The 16,046-nt window shown below is 56.3% G+C and carries 17 protein-coding genes; 8 read left to right on the top strand and 9 right to left on the bottom strand.

Annotated elements, in window-relative coordinates:
• The first annotated feature begins 3 nt into the window (after positions 1–3).
• Together H8E27_08055 and H8E27_08050 are read left to right on the top strand one after the other, a co-directional pair.
• A complete protein-coding gene (locus tag H8E27_08055; protein MBC8325563.1) occupies positions 4–723 on the top strand; it encodes a hypothetical protein in 720 nt (239 codons plus the stop codon).
• Positions 724–739: 16 nt separating this feature from the next.
• Complete coding sequence (locus H8E27_08050; GenBank protein MBC8325562.1) at positions 740–1,438, top strand: hypothetical protein; 699 nt, start codon at positions 740–742, stop codon at positions 1,436–1,438.
• Positions 1,439–2,077: 639 nt separating this feature from the next.
• Here H8E27_08050 and H8E27_08045 read toward each other — a convergent pair.
• From H8E27_08045 to H8E27_08035, 3 genes are all read right to left on the bottom strand, one after another.
• A complete protein-coding gene (locus tag H8E27_08045; GenBank protein ID MBC8325561.1) occupies positions 2,078–3,154 on the bottom strand; it encodes a DNA replication/repair protein RecF in 1,077 nt (358 codons plus the stop codon).
• A gap of 35 nt (positions 3,155–3,189) precedes the next feature.
• Positions 3,190–4,200 carry a tyrosine recombinase XerC gene (locus H8E27_08040; protein ID MBC8325560.1) on the bottom strand — a complete coding sequence of 337 codons (1,011 nt, stop codon included), beginning with the start codon at positions 4,198–4,200 and terminating at the stop codon, positions 3,190–3,192.
• Between the two features lie 69 nt (positions 4,201–4,269).
• Positions 4,270–6,867, bottom strand: a complete 2,598-nt coding sequence (locus H8E27_08035; GenBank protein ID MBC8325559.1) for a DNA topoisomerase III — start codon at positions 6,865–6,867, stop codon at positions 4,270–4,272.
• Between the two features lie 139 nt (positions 6,868–7,006).
• On the opposite strand from H8E27_08035, the gene H8E27_08030 reads away from it, so the two are divergent.
• Positions 7,007–7,711, top strand: a complete 705-nt coding sequence (locus tag H8E27_08030; protein MBC8325558.1) for a ubiquinone/menaquinone biosynthesis methyltransferase — start codon at positions 7,007–7,009, stop codon at positions 7,709–7,711.
• Here the strand turns inward: H8E27_08030 and H8E27_08025 are convergent, their stop codons facing one another.
• The 6 genes from H8E27_08025 to H8E27_08000 form a co-directional block, all read right to left on the bottom strand.
• Positions 7,712–8,485, bottom strand: a complete 774-nt coding sequence (locus H8E27_08025; protein ID MBC8325557.1) for a hypothetical protein — start codon at positions 8,483–8,485, stop codon at positions 7,712–7,714.
• Positions 8,486–8,497: 12 nt separating this feature from the next.
• A complete protein-coding gene (locus H8E27_08020; GenBank protein MBC8325556.1) occupies positions 8,498–8,884 on the bottom strand; it encodes a hypothetical protein in 387 nt (128 codons plus the stop codon).
• 12 nt (positions 8,885–8,896) lie between these two features.
• On the bottom strand, positions 8,897–10,042 hold the full coding sequence (locus H8E27_08015) for a hypothetical protein (protein ID MBC8325555.1): 1,146 nt from the start codon (positions 10,040–10,042) through the stop codon (positions 8,897–8,899).
• Positions 10,043–10,066: 24 nt separating this feature from the next.
• Complete coding sequence (locus H8E27_08010; protein MBC8325554.1) at positions 10,067–10,684, bottom strand: penicillin-binding protein activator LpoB; 618 nt, start codon at positions 10,682–10,684, stop codon at positions 10,067–10,069.
• A 37-nt stretch (positions 10,685–10,721) separates the two neighbouring features.
• Positions 10,722–11,297 carry a glycine zipper 2TM domain-containing protein gene (locus H8E27_08005; GenBank protein MBC8325553.1) on the bottom strand — a complete coding sequence of 192 codons (576 nt, stop codon included), beginning with the start codon at positions 11,295–11,297 and terminating at the stop codon, positions 10,722–10,724.
• A gap of 165 nt (positions 11,298–11,462) precedes the next feature.
• Positions 11,463–11,906, bottom strand: coding sequence for a hypothetical protein (locus H8E27_08000; GenBank protein MBC8325552.1), 444 nt, complete (start codon positions 11,904–11,906; stop codon positions 11,463–11,465).
• 113 nt (positions 11,907–12,019) lie between these two features.
• Here H8E27_08000 and hisF point away from each other — a divergent pair, with 113 nt between their 5' ends.
• From hisF to H8E27_07975, 5 genes are all read left to right on the top strand, one after another.
• Positions 12,020–12,796 (top strand): imidazole glycerol phosphate synthase subunit HisF, encoded by a 777-nt coding sequence (gene hisF, locus H8E27_07995; protein ID MBC8325551.1) that lies wholly within the window; start codon positions 12,020–12,022, stop codon positions 12,794–12,796.
• Positions 12,797–12,838: 42 nt separating this feature from the next.
• Complete coding sequence (hisI, locus tag H8E27_07990) at positions 12,839–13,225, top strand: phosphoribosyl-AMP cyclohydrolase (GenBank protein MBC8325550.1); 387 nt, start codon at positions 12,839–12,841, stop codon at positions 13,223–13,225.
• On the top strand, positions 13,222–14,751 hold the full coding sequence (gene trpE, locus H8E27_07985) for an anthranilate synthase component I (GenBank protein MBC8325549.1): 1,530 nt from the start codon (positions 13,222–13,224) through the stop codon (positions 14,749–14,751). Before hisI ends, trpE begins: the two co-directional genes overlap by 4 nt.
• Before the next feature lie 69 nt (positions 14,752–14,820).
• Positions 14,821–15,045, top strand: coding sequence for a hypothetical protein (locus H8E27_07980; GenBank protein ID MBC8325548.1), 225 nt, complete (start codon positions 14,821–14,823; stop codon positions 15,043–15,045).
• A gap of 48 nt (positions 15,046–15,093) precedes the next feature.
• A complete protein-coding gene (locus tag H8E27_07975) occupies positions 15,094–15,942 on the top strand; it encodes a hypothetical protein (GenBank protein ID MBC8325547.1) in 849 nt (282 codons plus the stop codon).
• The last annotated feature ends 104 nt before the right edge of the window (positions 15,943–16,046 follow it).

Below are 16,046 nucleotides of genomic sequence, written 5' to 3'. Positions count from 1 at the left end.
TGGATGCGCGAAGAGGTGAATTGGGGGCACGAACAACAGTTAATCCATTTTGAGGAAAATGAGGAGGAGTGGGTGGGCGAAGATGATTATGAGATTGAAGGCGAACAGAGTGACGGGTTTGTTTGCGAATTAGAAATTTCAGCCAACACCCTAAAAACAGCAATCAAAGAGTTTTGGGATTACACTGGGATCATGCCTCACGATGGGTTGATAGAGTTTGAAGATGGGTGGAGTTGGCCATCGCCCGGAGATCCAGACTGGGTTTTGCTTAATGAAATGAGATTTTCAGAATGGCTTGCCGAACAAGGGAAATATATGTGCAAAGAAGAGGAGTTGTTAAATTATGTTATCGACATGAAAAACCCTTTGCCGGTCGATTTTAAAAAGTTTAAAATCAAAGAAAGAATAATCAACATTGACGAAAAGCTGGATGCTTTGGAGAAAGCACTTGAAGAGCATCGTCGATTAGTTTCAAAGCTATTTTTTGAAGAGATAAAGAAAAAAGATTTTAAGAAGAAATGGGAACAGTTCTGGAAAGAACATCAAGAAGGAACTGTAAGAATGAGAAGGCTGCAAGCGCATTACAAACAGCTAAAGTTAGGACTTGAGGGACAATTGGCTTACGCAATCGGCAATATTTACCATTTGCAAGAAACTGGGGAAGTCTTTGCTAGTATTCAAGCGGGTGATGGAGAAGGTGGGGTGATGGAGAAGGTGGGGTGATGGAGAAGGTGGGGTGATGACCGTGCTCGTAGGGGCTGAAGAAGGGGTGCGCCATGAAAAAATTATCAGAGATTATTTTCCGATGATGTACAAAAATGCAACTGGGCTGGCTAATTCAATCGCAACAAGCAATATAACTAAGGGCCATAAACAAATTGGAATTTCCAAAGTCAACCTCTATTATCATCCGAACTTTAAAATCAAGCCCCCATTGGTGAGCTGGACTTCAAATAATCGCTTAATGGACGGGGGAATAGAAACGGAATTTGTGAAAAGAGCCCGTGAAATGCTCATTAAAGAATCTGTTGAAAAAAGAAGGGCGGGTTTGAAATCAATAAGAAAAAATGCAAAATGGAGGGGGTTTGCTGTCATAGTCACCGAGGATCACTTGGGGCTCACTAATGAGGGGGCAGAGGTCATAGGTTTTGCGGCTGCAATGGGAGGCTTTGACGAGCCGGGAGCAATTTTAAATTTCAATTTGAATAGGCTTGCACTTGTTTACGGTAAGGGGCTATTGGCCCATGAGATGGGTCATTCTTTTAATTATTTACCTGTTAAAGGCGGGGAGTATTCATCAAATAATCGTACTCACTCAAAAGTAAAAACGAACATTATGTATCCAATGATAATGCCAGGGCAAAACCCTGACAGTGTGTGGGCTGAAGTTTTCGGAAAAGCGTTAGAAAAAAAAGAGTGGGAATACAAGAGTGAATAAAATTGTATTATTTTTGATGATAGCCACGGGCGCCGGTTGCCATACTGCGCCTCAGGTGTCGGACATGGAGCTGTTCTATCGGCACATATGGTCGCATCAGTTGTCGGATGGGATTGGGACTGTGAGGCTGCGGGATTGTCATGTGGTTTTTGTTGATCGCGGCAGGCCTGTCGATGGGCTTATTGCGCCCAGTGGTATTACGTTTGCAAGTAAGGCTACAGCAGAACGCATAAACAGCATATTTAAAAATTATCAAACAGGTCGGGAAACTTCAAAATATTTCGGATGCATTCCAGTTGTTTACCTTCGGTTAAGCAGGATTACTTTTGGCGCAAAAAAGCACGCGGTCCCTGGCGGGAATATAATTACCACACATCATGCGCGATTGTATTAAACTGTGGGAATCGTGGAGGCGAAATCCGATCTATTTAAATTGCATAGACCTTCTATGCATGCTTCAAAATACGAATACACATTTTCATTGAATGGGAAGTGGCAGCCAACGTATTCCGGCCCGGAAAATGTTCCTATTCCTTAAAGGGGTCAGTTCTTACTGTTGACAACTGGCTTTATTGTGGGTTTGAGATTCGGGTAGGGCGATTTCTCCGAAACCGCCTTGGCGCGCTCGGAGAGCACGCCCTACCTTTCGCATAACGCTCCTTCATTCACTTCCCATTTTTGCAATTCTTCGCCTAATTCCTCGGGCCAGTTTTGTTCGGTGCAGGTCATGAAGACTTGGCCTCGGCCTTGGGTGCATTGGTTTAGGAGGGGGAGGAAGGCTTGGCGACGGGGGGCGTCGAGTTCGCCCATGACGTCGTCGATCAAGAGGATGGGCGGGGCGCCGTGGGTGGCGGCGAGGTGCTCGGCTTGGGCGAGCTTGAGGGAGATGGCGAGGGTGCGTTTTTGGCCTTCACTGGCGAAATCGGCGGCGGGTTTGTGGTTGAGTTGGAGGCCCAATTCATCGCGGTGCGGGCCGAGGAGGGTGGAGCCGAGGGCGCGCTCGCGTTCGCGCACGCGCTGGAGTTCGGCGGCGAAATCTTCTTTGACGCGGGGTTGGTATTCGACGTGCAGTTCTTCGCCATCGGGGGCGATGCGGGCGTGGGCGGCGGTGATGCGCGGGGCGAGTTCGGGCAGGAGCGCGTGGCGGTGGGTCATTATTTGGTTGCCGAGTTTTACCATTTCGTGTGTGAAACTTTCGAGGGTGGCTTCGTCGACGGGGCGGCGTTTTAGCAATGCATTGCGGGAGCGCACGGCGCGGGTGTAGTTTTGCAAAAGGGGCAGGTATGTGGGCAGGGTTTGGGTGAGGAGAAAATCAAGGAAACGCCTGCGGCCGCGTCCGGCGCCTTTGATGAGCTGGAGATCCTCGGTGCAAAAGGCGACGGTGCGGAGTGTGCCGAGGTAATCGCTGAGCTTGCGGATGGGTTGTTCGTCGAGCGTGAGGCGGCGTTCGTTTTTGCTCCAGTAAAGTTTGATGGCGTGCGATCCGGTGGCGATGGCGCGTCCGCCCACGAACCAGCCGGGTTGGCCGTGGCGTACCATCGCGGCGCTGCCGACGCCGCGAAAGCTCCGCAGCGTGGCGAGTAGATGCACGGCTTCGAGTAGATTGGTTTTGCCCTGCGCATTGCGGCCGAGTAGCACGTGGAAGCCCGGCCCGAAGTCAGCATCCAGCCTCCGGTAGTTTCGGAAATCCCGTAATCGCAAATGCCCCAGGTGCACGGGCGACTATGGGCTGAAGGGGGGGCGGGTGGCAATCACTGCGACTTAACTTTGGCGCGCGGGTGGGCGTCGTCGTAAGCTTGCTTGAGGCGATCGGTGGTGAGGTGGGTGTAAACTTGGGTGGTGACGAGATTTTCGTGGCCGAGGAGTTCCTGCACGCTTCGGAGGTCGGCACCGGCGTTAAGGAGATGAGTTGCGTAACTGTGGCGCAGCTTGTGCGGGGTGAGGGTGGGATCAAGATTGGCGGATTCGAGGTAGTGTTTAAAATGCAACTGCACGAGGCGGGGATAAACAGGCCGAAGCTCATTGGGGTTGGCGAGGAAAACGGGCATCTCGTCGGTGGGAGGATGCTCCAGCGCAGCCCAGTAGCGCTCGATGGCCGCCACGGCCGGTGCGCCGATGGGCACTTGGCGTTCCTTTTTGCCTTTGCCGTGGACGCGCAGCAGACGCTCGGTGCGGTCAAGATTCACTACGCGCAGTCCGCACACTTCGCTGATGCGCAGCCCGCAGGAATAAATGGCCTCGAGGATGGCGGCATCGCGAAGGTACGGCGCGGGGTCGATTTCGATTTCGGTTTCGTCATCCGCTTCTTCTTTGGCTTGCTCTTGGGCGGTGGCGAGTTCCGCGAGCGGGGCGTCCATCAACGCGGTGGTTTGCTCGAGTGTGAGAAATTGCGGGAGGCGTTTTTCTTTTTTGGGCAGTGTGATGTCGCGGACGGGTGAGGCATCGAGTTTGCCGCGCCGCATCAGATGTTTATAAAAAGATCGCAGCGCGGAGAAGCGTAATTGCACTGCCGAACGGCTGAGATTGCCGCGTCCGAGGAAGCGCAAGTAGCCACGGAAATCGAGTTTCTTTAAGTGCAACCAATCCGGCGCGGATTTGCGTTCGCCAAAATACCACTGCGAAAATTCCGTGAGCGCCTGCCGATAATTTCGCTGCGTGTACACGGACGCGCCGGCCTCGGTATGCAAGTAATCGAGGAATGACGACACAAACGCGTCGTCATCCGCGATGGATGTTTTGGAAATGGCTGCCCTCCCCGGCATTCATTGATGCTAACAGAAACGGGGCGGGAAAACAAGTTGAACCACAGGGGCGCAGAGGGCACAGAGAAATTATTCGCTCTGTGAACTCTGAGTCTCGGTGGTTTTTTTTGCAGCTTTCTTCTTGGCTGGTTTCTTTGGGCGGGGCGGAAATTCCCAGGCGAGTTTGCCGGTGGTTTTATCGAGCAACAAAAAGGCGCTGAAGGGGCGGCCTTTTTTGGAGATGAACCCGGCGATGACGTCGGTTTTGCCTTCGGTGAAAAGTTTGATGGCTTGTTCGGCGGGGATTTCTTTTTTGAGAATTTCCTTCGCGATGCGGGTGCCGCCCTTTTGTTTGTCGGGTGCCATCTCGGGGCAAAGATAGGCGCGGTCGGTTTCGTAAACTTTAGTGGCGGTGCCATCGGCCAGCGGAGCTTCGCACAGAAGCTGGTCGTCGGTGAGGTTCTTGGCCTCGGCTTCGCGTTCATCGTCGCCTTCGAAAATGAATTCCGGTTTCCACGCGCCGCGCGCGCCTTCGGCCATTGCAATCTCGGCGACGAAGGGTTGGCCGAAGCGGTTTTTGAAATCTTCAAACGGCCCCACGCGGCCTTTTTCCAAAAGCATCTTAGCCTCGGCGGGCACGAGTTTGTGGCTGGCGATGTATTTGTTGAGTTTGAATTTGCAGTCCGCACCGGTGCATTCGTAGTTGCCGTCGGTTTGCTTGAGCGTGGTGGTGCCGCAGCTGGGGCAAATGGCTTCGAGGTCGGGATAGCTTCGATTGGCCAGCTCCGTCATTTTGCCGACCGTACGTTCGACGATGTCTTTGGTGAGCGATTTGATTTCGCCCATAAACGATTCGCGACTGAGCGCGCCGGATTCCATTTGCTTGAGTTTGTATTCCCATTCACCCGTTAACTCCGGTGACGTGAGTGCCTCGATGCCGATGTCTTTCAGTAAATCGATCAACGCGAGGCCTTTGTTGGAAACCACGAGGTCGCGCTTCATTTGTTCGTGGCGGAAAACATATTTGTGAAAGATGAGCCCTTCGATGATGGCCGCGCGGGTGGCGGGTGTGCCGAGGCCGCGCTCGCTCATCGCTTCGCGCAGTTCGTCGTCGTCCACGCGTTTGCCGGCGGTCTCCATCGCGGAGAGTAGCGTGGCTTCGGTGTAACGCGCGGGTGGTTTGGTTTGGTCGCCTTTGAGTGTGACTTCTTTCGCGTCGGCTTTCTCGCCGGTTTCGGCCGGCACGAGTTCGTCCTTCTCCGTGGCCACGCCGGGACGGCGGCCGTACACCTCCAAATAACCGGGTGTGACCAACACTTTGCCGGTGGTCAAAAACGAATCCTGCTCAATGCGCGTGATGCGGCGGGTGTTTTCGAATTCTGCCGACGGAAAAAAGATCGCCACAAACCGCCGCGCCACGAGGTCGTAAATTTTTTGCTCCTGTTCCTTGAGCCCACCCGCGGGAATTTTCCCGGTCGGGATGATTGCAAAGTGATCGCTGATTTTTGCGTTATTAAAAATGCGTTTGTTGGGCGTTACCCAATCGTTTTTCAGCGCCTTAGCCGAAGCGGCAATGACCTCTGGCGAAAGGGTAGCGTTGGGTTTGGCGCTGGAAAATCCGCGGAGATGGCCACGCACCGTGTCGAGGTAATCTTCGGGTAGACATTTCGAATCCGTGCGCGGATACGTCAACAATTTGTGCTTTTCGTAGAGCGCCTGCGCGATGCCGAGCGTATTGCGCGCGCTGAAACCAAACCGGCTGCTGGCTTCGCGTTGCAATGTGGTAAGATCATACAGCTGCGGTGGCGTTTGCTTGGCAGGTTTTTTGATTTCCTCGACAATGCCCGTTTTGCCCGTGCAACGCTCCACAACCGATGTCGCTTCGGCCTCAGTCCAAATGCGTTCGGCGCGGGTTTGGTCGTCGTTTTTGTCCTTCTTGAAATCTTCGCGGAACCATCGGCCCGCGTACGTGCCCGCGTGCACTTCAAATTCCGCGTGCACTTCCCAATAATCGCGCGGCACAAAATCGCGAATCAATCGTTCGCGCTCGCTGAGGATCGTGAGCGTTGGCGTTTGCACGCGACCGGCGCTCGTCATATTAAATCCACCGTGCCGTGAGTTGAATGCCGTGAGCGCGCGCGAGCCGTTGAGCCCCACCAGCCAATCGCTCTCTGACCGGCACAACGCAGCGTCCGCCAGCGGCTGCATCCGGCCATCCTCGCGTAATTTTTGGAACGCTTCGACAATGGCGCCATCGGTCATCGACTGCATCCACATCCGTTTCATCGGTTTCTCCACGCCCGCCAGCGCCATGATGTAGCGGAAGATCAACTCCCCCTCGCGGCCCGCGTCGCAGGCGTTGATGATTTGATCGACTTCCTTGCGCTTGATCAAGCGTAGCAGCAGGTTCAGGCGGCTCTCACTTTTTTCAATCGGCTGAAGTTCAAACTTCTTTGGAATCACCGGCAGATGCTTGATGCCCCACGGCAGCTTTTTGCCGTTCGGGCCTTCCGGCATTTTCAGCTCCACTAAATGCCCCACCGCCGAAGTGACGATCGCGTTGTCGTTTTCGAAATAGCTGTTGCGGTCCTTGCCCTTCCGCTCGAACTTGCCCAGCTCCTTGCCCAGAACTCGGGCAAGGTCGGTTTGGACCGACGGCTTCTCAGCGATGACTAGAGTTTTGCCCATTTGTTACAAACGTTGCGGCGGGGTTTAGTGGCCCATTGGCCTTTTGGCAACCCCTTTTCCTGACGCACTCACGGGCCGTTTCATTGAAAAAACTTTTTTGCGCAGCCCCGCAGGGCTCAACGTGCTATCTTCCGCCCCGATGGCAGAGGGCTATTTTTCCAGTGATGCAACGCGCGCCGAGCGTGTGCGCGACCTCTTTGATACCATTGCCCCGCGCTACGATCTTATCAACGATCTGCAAAGTCTGTGGCTCCATCGCCGCTGGAAAAAACGCCTCGTCACTCTCGCCACCCCCCGTCCCGGTCAGCGCGTGCTCGATCTTTGCTGCGGCACCGGTGACATCGCCTTTGCTTTGGCAAACAGCGGCGCGGACGTTGTCGGCCTTGATTTCAGCAAACCGATGCTCGATCGAGCCATCCGTCGCAATTGCGACCTGACCGTCACGTTCCGCCAAGGCGATGCGTTGGAATCCGGCTTGCCCGATGACCATTTTGATTGCGTCACCATTGCCTTCGGGCTGCGCAACCTCGCCAGTTTTGAAAATGGCCTGCGCGAAATACATCGCGTCACCAAGCCTGGCGGCAAAATGCTGGTGCTCGATTTTGGCAAACCCACCTTCGCTCCGTGGCGATGGATTTATTTTGGTTACTTGAAATGGATCGTCCCGTGGTTCGGCCGCCTCATCTGCCGCGATGCGCCTGCCTATGCGTACATCCACGAGTCCCTCGAAAACTATCCCGCCCAAGACGGCGTTGATAAAGTAATGCGCGAACTCGGCTGCAAAGAAATCACCATCCACCGAATCCTCGGCAGCGCGATGACGATCAACGTGGGGGTGAAGTGACTACTTTGCCGTCGACGCAATATCCTTCATCAACGCCAACGCCGTAGCCTCGGTGAGTTGCTGGATATTATATCGCTTCAACATCCGGGCCGCGGCCGCTTGATGCGAAAATAAATCCAGCACCGTGGCCTGCCCCAGTACTTGGCCATCGGTTGCGCGCGTGGCGGTGACGATGATGTCCGGCACGGTGTGCGTTTGAGTGTCGTTGATGCCGGGTAAGTTGATCTCACGTTCGCCCAATAAAATTTCCAGCGTCAACTCCGGTAGATTCGTTTGAGCCGGATCGATCAGCGTGGCGCCCGCCAAACGCAGCGGACGGCCAAAGAGCAACTCCACTTCGCGCTTGGTTTGGCGCGTCGACAATTCGTCCGCATCAAAAATGCGCGGCCCCGCGGCTGGCGCAGCGGGTGCGCCCCCCCCCGCTCCGGCGGGCATGGGCAAGCCGGTGGCGGGATCAATCTGCGGTGTGCCACCCACGCCCACAGTGGGCAACTGAGGGACCTCAAACGCGCCTTGCGGAAGGTTCACGTTAATATTAATGCGCGGCGCGCCGAGCTTCACATAGGCCGCACGGAAATCCTCCACAATTTGCTGCGCCTGATCCGCATTATAAATCTGAGAAAGCGGCACGGCGGGCGACACGGTGTATACATATTTTTTGCCTTCCACCGGCGCGGCGGTTTTTTTGAACACCACCATCGCGGATCGGTTGGCGCTGGGCGCACCGCAGCCAACGAGCAGCAGCGCGGGAATGAGTAGTGCAATTTTTTTCATAATGTTTTGGAGTTAGCGCGCCAGTCGCACGCGCACGGTGTAATCCTTGGCTTTGGCGTTAAGCGATTTGAACTCCACGGTTTCCTCTGCGATTTCGTCGAGGATAAGCGTTTGAAACGGCGTGGTGTCGATGGCGAATCCCTGTTCGTCCTTAAACGCACAGCTCACTTGCAAGTCCACGCGCTTGTTGATGAGGTTCAAAATATTCGCGCGCACCTGTAGCCGGCCATCGGTCAGTTGCGTTTCCTGCATCGCCGTGCATTTTACCGTGCGGCCGACGAGAGTGCCGAGCGCAACAAATTTGCTGTTGTTTGCCGCCGCCGCTTGTTTCGCGACTGGCGTGCCGCAGCCGGCGATGATGGCGCCGGCGCTCAATATTAAGACGAGTTTGGTTTTCATAATTCTTCTTTATTAATCGGTCACAAACACCACGGTGTCGCGGCCAGTTTGTACGGTAACTGAAATATTTTTTTGTCGATTCGGCAAGGCAATGCCGTTGGTATCGAGGAATTCAATCGCAATCGTGTGGGCACCTGCGGGCAGTTGCAGCGCGGCAAAGCTGAGGTGCTGTGGCAAATTGGTCCACGTCCGGGTATCCGCGCGCGGTTCGGCGGAGCCGCCCACAATTTTGCCCACCAAACCCGCACCGAGCAAAGCTGCGCCTGCGCCTTCGGTTTCGGGTTGGTTTGCGAGGATGGCGCCACCGGTCACGCCGATGTCACCGACCAGGTTGCCGGTTTTTTTGATTGTGGCTTTGCGGGCAAGGATGGCGTCCATCGCGCGATCGCCACGAGTGGTAGCTTGGAAAGTGAGGTTGTCAAAAACCGGCGCGGTGAGCGTGCGTCCACCCGCAGTGATGCGTGCGGAGTGGGTTTGGGAATGCCCTCCGTCGTACACGATTTTTTCACCCACATCGCCACCGGTTTTTTTCATCGGCCCAAAGCCGAATTGCAAAAACACCATCACGTTGGCTTTTGAATTGTAAGCGGGCAGGGCAGTGGTGCGGGCATTGGCTTGGGCGCGGGTGCGGGCGTCACCGCCATCGCTGCCGAGTTTGGTGGTGATGTAGCCATCGAGATAATCGAGCAATATCCAATCGGCGCGATGCTCCGGCTGCGCGGCGAGCGCGTCCATAAGTTGCGCGGTGCGGAAACAGGCGCGGGCGTTGTCGGGTTCACCGTCCATCCAGTAAAACATGCCGCGATAAAACCAGCCCATCGCGCGCTCGTGCGATTCGCCGTGGAAGCCTTTCACATTCTCAGGCGAGAACAGGCTTTGCGCCAAACGCGTTTGGGCATCGGCTTTCAGGATTTGCCCGGCCGAGGGCATGGCGGTGGCGATCAGCGCGCGTGCTTCGGAATGGCGGTCGAGCTTAAGCGCGTGCACGGCGGTGATGAGCCGCCAGCGATTTTTATCGTGTGCGGGGGCTTGGGCGATTTTGCGATGGCCGGCGGCCACGAGATCCCCATCAAACTCCGGTGCACGCTGGATGACCGGCGCTTGGCACGCGGCGAATCCCAACGCGCTTAACAGACAAATGCTCGTGGCAATTTTCATCACCGTGAAAAAACAAGCGCCGGACTAACGATAAGTGACGTCGTCCTTGCCCTGTTTTTTGATTTGATGATTTCCTCCCCAGACAATTTCGCTGGTATCCGGATCGATGAGTTGGAACGAGTACAGGACGTAGTCGCTGGCCCCCGAATTTCCCCGGCCTGAGATTCCCTTGAAGGTGCCGGTGAGAATGAAGTCCGCGCCTCTGAATTGATTGCCGGTGATTTTTTCGCCGCCGGTGACTTGGCCGCTGAGTTTGAGGTCGCGTTCTTTTTCTAATTTGTCCATATGCTCACGCGCCACAAAAGTTATTTTGCTGGCCGCGTGTTCGAGCAGTTTGTCGCGGATCAGCATCAGAAAAATATCTTTGTCGATGGGGAAGCGCGTGTCGTTGTTGATGGGCTCGAGCACGACCACCGGTTTGCCCTCAGCCTTGGCGATGGGATCCGCGCCGAGAATGCCGCGCGCCATCTTCTCGGAAATGGTGACGAGATCCTGCGACTCAATGCCCAGCCCAGCCACAAAGCCGCGCTCGCCCGGGCGCATTTCGGTGACGCTCGGGCCGTTTGGGGAATTGCCGTTGGTGTTGCAACCGGTCACAACCCAAAGGGCCGTGCCAACAAAAAGTGTGATGATGTATTTCATACCGTACTCCTTTGGACGGGAGAATATGGCAGAAAAGTCATCGACCGAAAAGTTTATTCACGCGTTTGCGCGGGGAGAGGCGGGGCTTTGCCGGAGCTTCTGTTGTGGACGCGGGCGCGGTAACTCCCCCGCCGGGGCCGAACACAGGCAAACCCGTTGCGGGATCAATTGTTGGGGCAGCAGTGCCGACGGCAGGCGCATTCGGATCAATCGGCAAACCTGTCGCGGGATCAATCTGCGGTTGAGGGCCAATTTCGGGGTTTGAGCTTTGGGGATTCTGTGCGCGTTCCAGCGCGGCTTGGCGATCGGCCTCGGCTTTTTGTGCCGCCTTGCGGTCCATCATTTGGCCGATCAATAAACCCAATGCGCCTCCGATGGCCGTGCCTTCGGTGGTTCGATTGCTTTTGCTGCCCACCACACCGCCGATTGCTGCGCCCAAAACCGTGGTGGTCGTTGCCGCCGGTGCGCGTGTTTGCGGCGCGGGCTGCGGCGCGGGGGCGGGCTCACCTGCTGCGCGTAAGCCGGGAATATTCAGGCCTCCGAAAAGTTGTGCCTGCGTTGTGCACACAGAAATCGTTAGTGAAAAGAGGGCGAAAATGGCTGTTTTATTCATAATAACGATACCTTCCTTGGTTTTTTCAGTTTGGAAACCGGATTTGTTAACAGGTTATTCACAGCAAACCGCGTGCCGTTTTGGGTCAAGTTTGTGCGGGCAAACAAAAAACCGCCGTTTTATGCTAAAAACAGCGGTTTTTGGCTGGAAATTGAAGTTTTGAATTTATCGCCCAAACAGTGCTCGGGCCGGATATGCGGCATTTACGCGCGGTGGCGTGATAATAATCACCGATCCAGCCGTCGGCTGAACGTACATTGGCCACGCATATTGGGCGCCCGGCGTCATTGCCATCGTGTGCATCGGCAACCCGCGTGGCATCCCAAAGTAATTTGGCTGAGGAAAATAGCCCGGCATATAGGGCACCGGTGCGACCAATTGCGGCTGAATCTGCTGAATCTGCTGAATCTGCTGCATCGACTGTGCAGGCGGCGTGATGAGCACCGTGGCCGCTTGCGCGCCGGGGCGGGCGGGCAGTTTGATTTCAATGGTGCGATCGGCCATCCCCGGGCCCGTGCGCAAAACGCCGGGGCCAAAAAGTTGCGCGGAAAGTTGGGGGGCAAAACCCAGTGTCACCAAAATCGAAAGCAAGCCAATTAGTCGTAACATTCAAAAAGTGTACGCCTTCCCAGTGTGCTGGCAACAGAATAGTGTGCACACGTACAAATACTTTTTCACTCGTGGCGGCTTCATCCTGTCGCTAATCTCGCCGCCCGTTTAAGATGTTAGCCAAACGCGTCATTCCCTGCCTCGATGTTCACGATGGACAAGTGACCCGTGGGGTGCAGTTCGGCAAGGCCGAGGCCGGCGAATTGCGCAATGTGGGTGATCCGGTGGAGCTGGCGTTGGAGTATAACCGGCAAGGTGCTGATGAGATGGTGTTCTTCGACATCACCGCCAGTGCGCATGAACGCAAGACCATCGTGGATGTGATCGAGCGCGCCGGCGACCAGTGTTTCATGCCGCTCACAGTGGGCGGCGGAATTCGCACCGTGGAAGACATGAGCACGATGCTCAAGGCGGGGGCGGACAAGGTGAGCATCAATTCCTCCGCCATCGCCAACCCGCCGCTCATTCGCGAGGGCGCGGAAAAATTTGGCAGCCAATGCATCGTGGTGAGCATCGACGCCAAGAAGATCGGCGATGAAGAATGGCGCGTGTTCACCCACGGCGGCCGCAAGGAAGCCGGGCTGGACGCCATCGAATGGGCGAAGGAAGCGGTGGCACTCGGCGCGGGAGAGATTGTCTTAAACAGCATTGATGCCGACGGCACCAAGGCGGGCTACGACATCGAGATCACCCGCCGCATCAGCGAGAATGTCGGCGTGCCCGTGGTGGCCAGTGGTGGCGCAGGCAATCTCGATCACATGGTGGATGTCCTCAAACAAGGCCAAGCCGATGCCGTTCTTGCCGCCAGCATTTTTCACTTTGGCGAATACACCGTGGCCGATGTGAAATCGCATCTCGCCCAAGCCGAGATTCCCGTGCGGGTGGTTTGATTTTCCGTGTGCTCCCTGTGCCTCTGTGGTTAAGTTCCGCCCATGTCCTTTATCGATAGTTTGAAATTTAATGACGACGGCTTGATCCCGGCGATTATCCAGGAGGAAGGGACAGGCCGAGTGTTGATGATGGCGTGGATGAATGCGGATTCGATTCGCGATACCATCGAGACGGGGAAGACGCATTTCTGGAGCCGCAGTCGGCAGAAGTATTGGATGAAAGGGGAGAGCAGCGGCAACACCCAACAGGTGAAGGATGTGGCCTACGATTGCGATGGCGACACGTTGTTGATTCAGGTGGAGCAGATCGGCGCGGCCTGTCACGAGGGTTACAAGAGTTGTTTCTTCCGCAGCGTAAAAGAGGATGCCGGTGTGGTGACCGAGGAACGGTTGGTGGATCCTGAGGAATTGTACGGCAAGAAGTCGTGAGTGAAGTTTCGCACATTACACCTTCGCGCGAGGCGTTTTTGCAGCACGCGCAGGAGGGGAATTTGATCCCGGTGTACCGCGAGATTCTGGCGGACTTCGAGACGCCGCTTTCGGCCTATCGCAAAATTCGTTCGGACGGCGAGGCGTTTCTGTGCGAAAGCGTGGAGGGCGGCGAGCACTTGAGCCGGTACTCGTTTGTGGGCTGTAATCCGCGCGGGATCATTCGGCAGGATGGCGATCAGGTGCAGGTGGTGGAAGGCGGCAAGGTGACGGCTACCTACACGGTGAGTCGCGAGCCGGGCGAGCATCATGTGCGCGACGGGCTGGAGGTGGTGGAGCGTGTGCTGGGCCGGTATCGCGCCGTGGATCTGCCGGGGCTGCCGCGATTTACCGGCGGTGCGATGGGGTTTGTGGGGTACGAATTTATTCATGACGTGGAGCCGGTGGTGCCGCGCCCGCCCAAGGATGAGCTGGGCACACCCACGATGTATTTTCTGATCGCCGATGAACTGCTGATCTTCGATCGCGTGCGGCAGACGGTGACCATTCTCGTGAACGCCATCATCGAGAACGGCGCCAAGCCGGAGGACGCCTACGAAGATGCGGTTGAGGAAGTCGAGCGGCTCGTGTCGTTGCTTGAACAACCGCTGGAGCATCGGCCGGTGTCGCTCGCTGCCGAGCCGCCCGCGGCGTCGTTTGAATCCAACATGGAGAAGGACGCTTTCCTCGCCAACGTCGCCAAGAGCAAGGAATACATTCGCGCGGGCGACATCATCCAGGTGGTCGGCTCGCAACGCTTCTCCACTGAAGTGAAGGCCGATCCGCTCGATGTCTATCGCGCCGTGCGATCCATCAACCCTTCGCCCTACATGTTCTTGCTGGAGCTCGATGGCTTTTCGCTCGTGGGCGCTTCGCCGGAAATCCATGTGCGCAGCGAGGAAGGGCAGGTGCAAATCCGGCCCATCGCCGGCACGCGTCCGCGCGGCAAGACGGCGGATGAAGATTTGGCGCACGAAAAAGATCTACTCGCCGACCCCAAAGAACGTGCCGAACACGTCATGCTCGTGGACCTCGCCCGCAACGACATCGGTCGCGTGTGCGAGTACGGCAGCGTGCAGGTGGCCGACCTGATGGTCATTGAACGGTACAGTCACGTGATGCACATCGTCAGCAGCGTGACCGGCAAACTCACCGCTGACAAAACGCCCTACGATCTCCTCCGCACCACTTTCCCTGCCGGCACTCTCACCGGTGCGCCGAAGATTCGCGCCATGCAAATCATCAGCGAATTCGAGCAAACCACCCGCGGCCCCTACGGCGGCACGGTCGGCTACTTCAGCTTTAACGGCAACCTCGACTGCTGCATCACCATCCGCACCGCCATGCTCAAAGACGGCAAAGCCTACGTCCAAGCCGGCGGCGGTTGGGTCAACGATTCCGTTCCCGAAGCCGAATTTCAAGAAACCGTCAACAAAGCCAAAGCCATGATCAAAGCCGTGGCCTTGGCCGAGCATTGCGTGAAGTAGTTGCGTTATACTCCTTGAAAAGCGCAACAAGTCCTTGCCCCAATTAACATCAGGCGTCATCTTCAGGGCATGAAAGTGCTTTGGCTTGTTTCATTTATTTTTGTTTATGCTACCCTCGGGTTGACGGAGGCGGAGTTTCAAAAACTGCACCGCGAACTGCAGCCCGATCCCAAGGCCACGTGGCGCACCATCCCGTGGAAGACTTCCGTGCTCGATGCCCAAGCCGCCGCGGCCCGGGAGGGAAAGCCGATTTTTATTTGGGCGATGGATGGCCATCCGCTGGGGTGCACATGAAACAACGGCGTGCTCGACCGTGAGTCGACCTTTGCCAATCCGCAAATTGTGAAGCTCCTGCAAACGCGCTTCATCCCCGTGGCCATCGATCAAGCGTATCAGCGCCGACAGAAGGACAACGAAGGTCGCTTCTACCAAAAGATCGCCAACCAAGGCCCCCGCAAGATCGGCCGCGGGACGACGCAGGGCTTGTACACCGCCGATGCCTCCGGCCGGTTGCTCGCCTACACCAACAACCGCGGCGCCGATCGCGTGCTGCGGATGATGAACGGTTCCCTGCAACAACATCAGCCCGTGAAAGTGGCCGCCATTGCCAAAGGCGCGCCGGATGCCCGGTACAATCCGCAGTCGCCCAAGGGTGGCCTCGTTGTGCGCGTGACCTCCAAAATCCTCAGCGGCTACGACGAACCAGAAAACGAATGGCGCCGCATTTTTCAAACCTCCCTCGGCCGTGACAATCTGTGGATTCGCGCCGATGAACACGCGGCGCTCGCAAAGGGGCAATTTCCGGCCAGCCTCTTGAAACGCCTCGCGCGATTTCATCTCGTGGACAACACCCGCGGCGAACCGCCCATGTGGCGCGAGACCGAAATCAAAACGCTGAAGGGCCAGCTCACCAACGGCCAACTCCGCGCCACCGTTCACCTGCAAACCGCCAATGGCGACCGCGGCTACGAGGCGCAACTCCTCGGCCGCGTGGAAACCAAGAACGGCAAAGTCACCCGCCTCGACCTCGTCGCTCACGGCCCATTCCACGGCGAAGGCCCCTACACCCACAACGCGCCGAAAGGCAAATTTCCCCTCGCCATTGCCTTCACGCTGGCCGACGGCAAGGACGCGGCCGACACCATACCGCCCCAAGGCTCCCGCGGCTGGTTGCCCGGGTATATCCGGTAATGACCAAGGTCCAATTCCCAAGATCCAAGGAAGTCCCAAAATGAAATGCCCGTTGATCAATTTGGGGGTTGGACATTCCTTGGTCGTTGGTTCTTGAGCCTTGG

It is taken from the genome of Limisphaerales bacterium (genome assembly GCA_014382585.1).
Classification (GTDB): domain Bacteria; phylum Verrucomicrobiota; class Verrucomicrobiia; order Limisphaerales; family UBA1100; genus JACNJL01.
This window is presented reverse-complemented; position numbering and strand designations above follow the sequence as displayed.

Excerpts from the sequence above, each read along its gene's own strand:
- H8E27_08010 (MBC8325554.1), bottom strand. The coding sequence starts at position 10,684 with ATGAAATACATCATCACACTTTTTGTTGGCACGGCCCTTTGGGTTGTG.
- H8E27_08035 (MBC8325559.1), bottom strand. The coding sequence starts at position 6,867 with ATGGGCAAAACTCTAGTCATCGCTGAGAAGCCGTCGGTCCAAACCGAC.
- H8E27_07980 (MBC8325548.1), top strand. The coding sequence starts at position 14,821 with ATGAAAGTGCTTTGGCTTGTTTCATTTATTTTTGTTTATGCTACCCTC.
- H8E27_08020 (MBC8325556.1), bottom strand. The coding sequence starts at position 8,884 with ATGAAAACCAAACTCGTCTTAATATTGAGCGCCGGCGCCATCATCGCC.
- H8E27_08055 (MBC8325563.1), top strand. The coding sequence starts at position 4 with ATGCGCGAAGAGGTGAATTGGGGGCACGAACAACAGTTAATCCATTTT.
- H8E27_08000 (MBC8325552.1), bottom strand. The coding sequence starts at position 11,906 with ATGTTACGACTAATTGGCTTGCTTTCGATTTTGGTGACACTGGGTTTT.
- H8E27_08015 (MBC8325555.1), bottom strand. The coding sequence starts at position 10,042 with ATGAAAATTGCCACGAGCATTTGTCTGTTAAGCGCGTTGGGATTCGCC.
- H8E27_08050 (MBC8325562.1), top strand. The coding sequence starts at position 740 with ATGACCGTGCTCGTAGGGGCTGAAGAAGGGGTGCGCCATGAAAAAATT.
- H8E27_08040 (MBC8325560.1), bottom strand. The coding sequence starts at position 4,200 with ATGCCGGGGAGGGCAGCCATTTCCAAAACATCCATCGCGGATGACGAC.
- H8E27_08030 (MBC8325558.1), top strand. The coding sequence starts at position 7,007 with ATGGCAGAGGGCTATTTTTCCAGTGATGCAACGCGCGCCGAGCGTGTG.
- H8E27_08025 (MBC8325557.1), bottom strand. The coding sequence starts at position 8,485 with ATGAAAAAAATTGCACTACTCATTCCCGCGCTGCTGCTCGTTGGCTGC.
- H8E27_08005 (MBC8325553.1), bottom strand. The coding sequence starts at position 11,297 with ATGAATAAAACAGCCATTTTCGCCCTCTTTTCACTAACGATTTCTGTG.
- hisI (MBC8325550.1), top strand. The coding sequence starts at position 12,839 with ATGTCCTTTATCGATAGTTTGAAATTTAATGACGACGGCTTGATCCCG.
- hisF (MBC8325551.1), top strand. The coding sequence starts at position 12,020 with ATGTTAGCCAAACGCGTCATTCCCTGCCTCGATGTTCACGATGGACAA.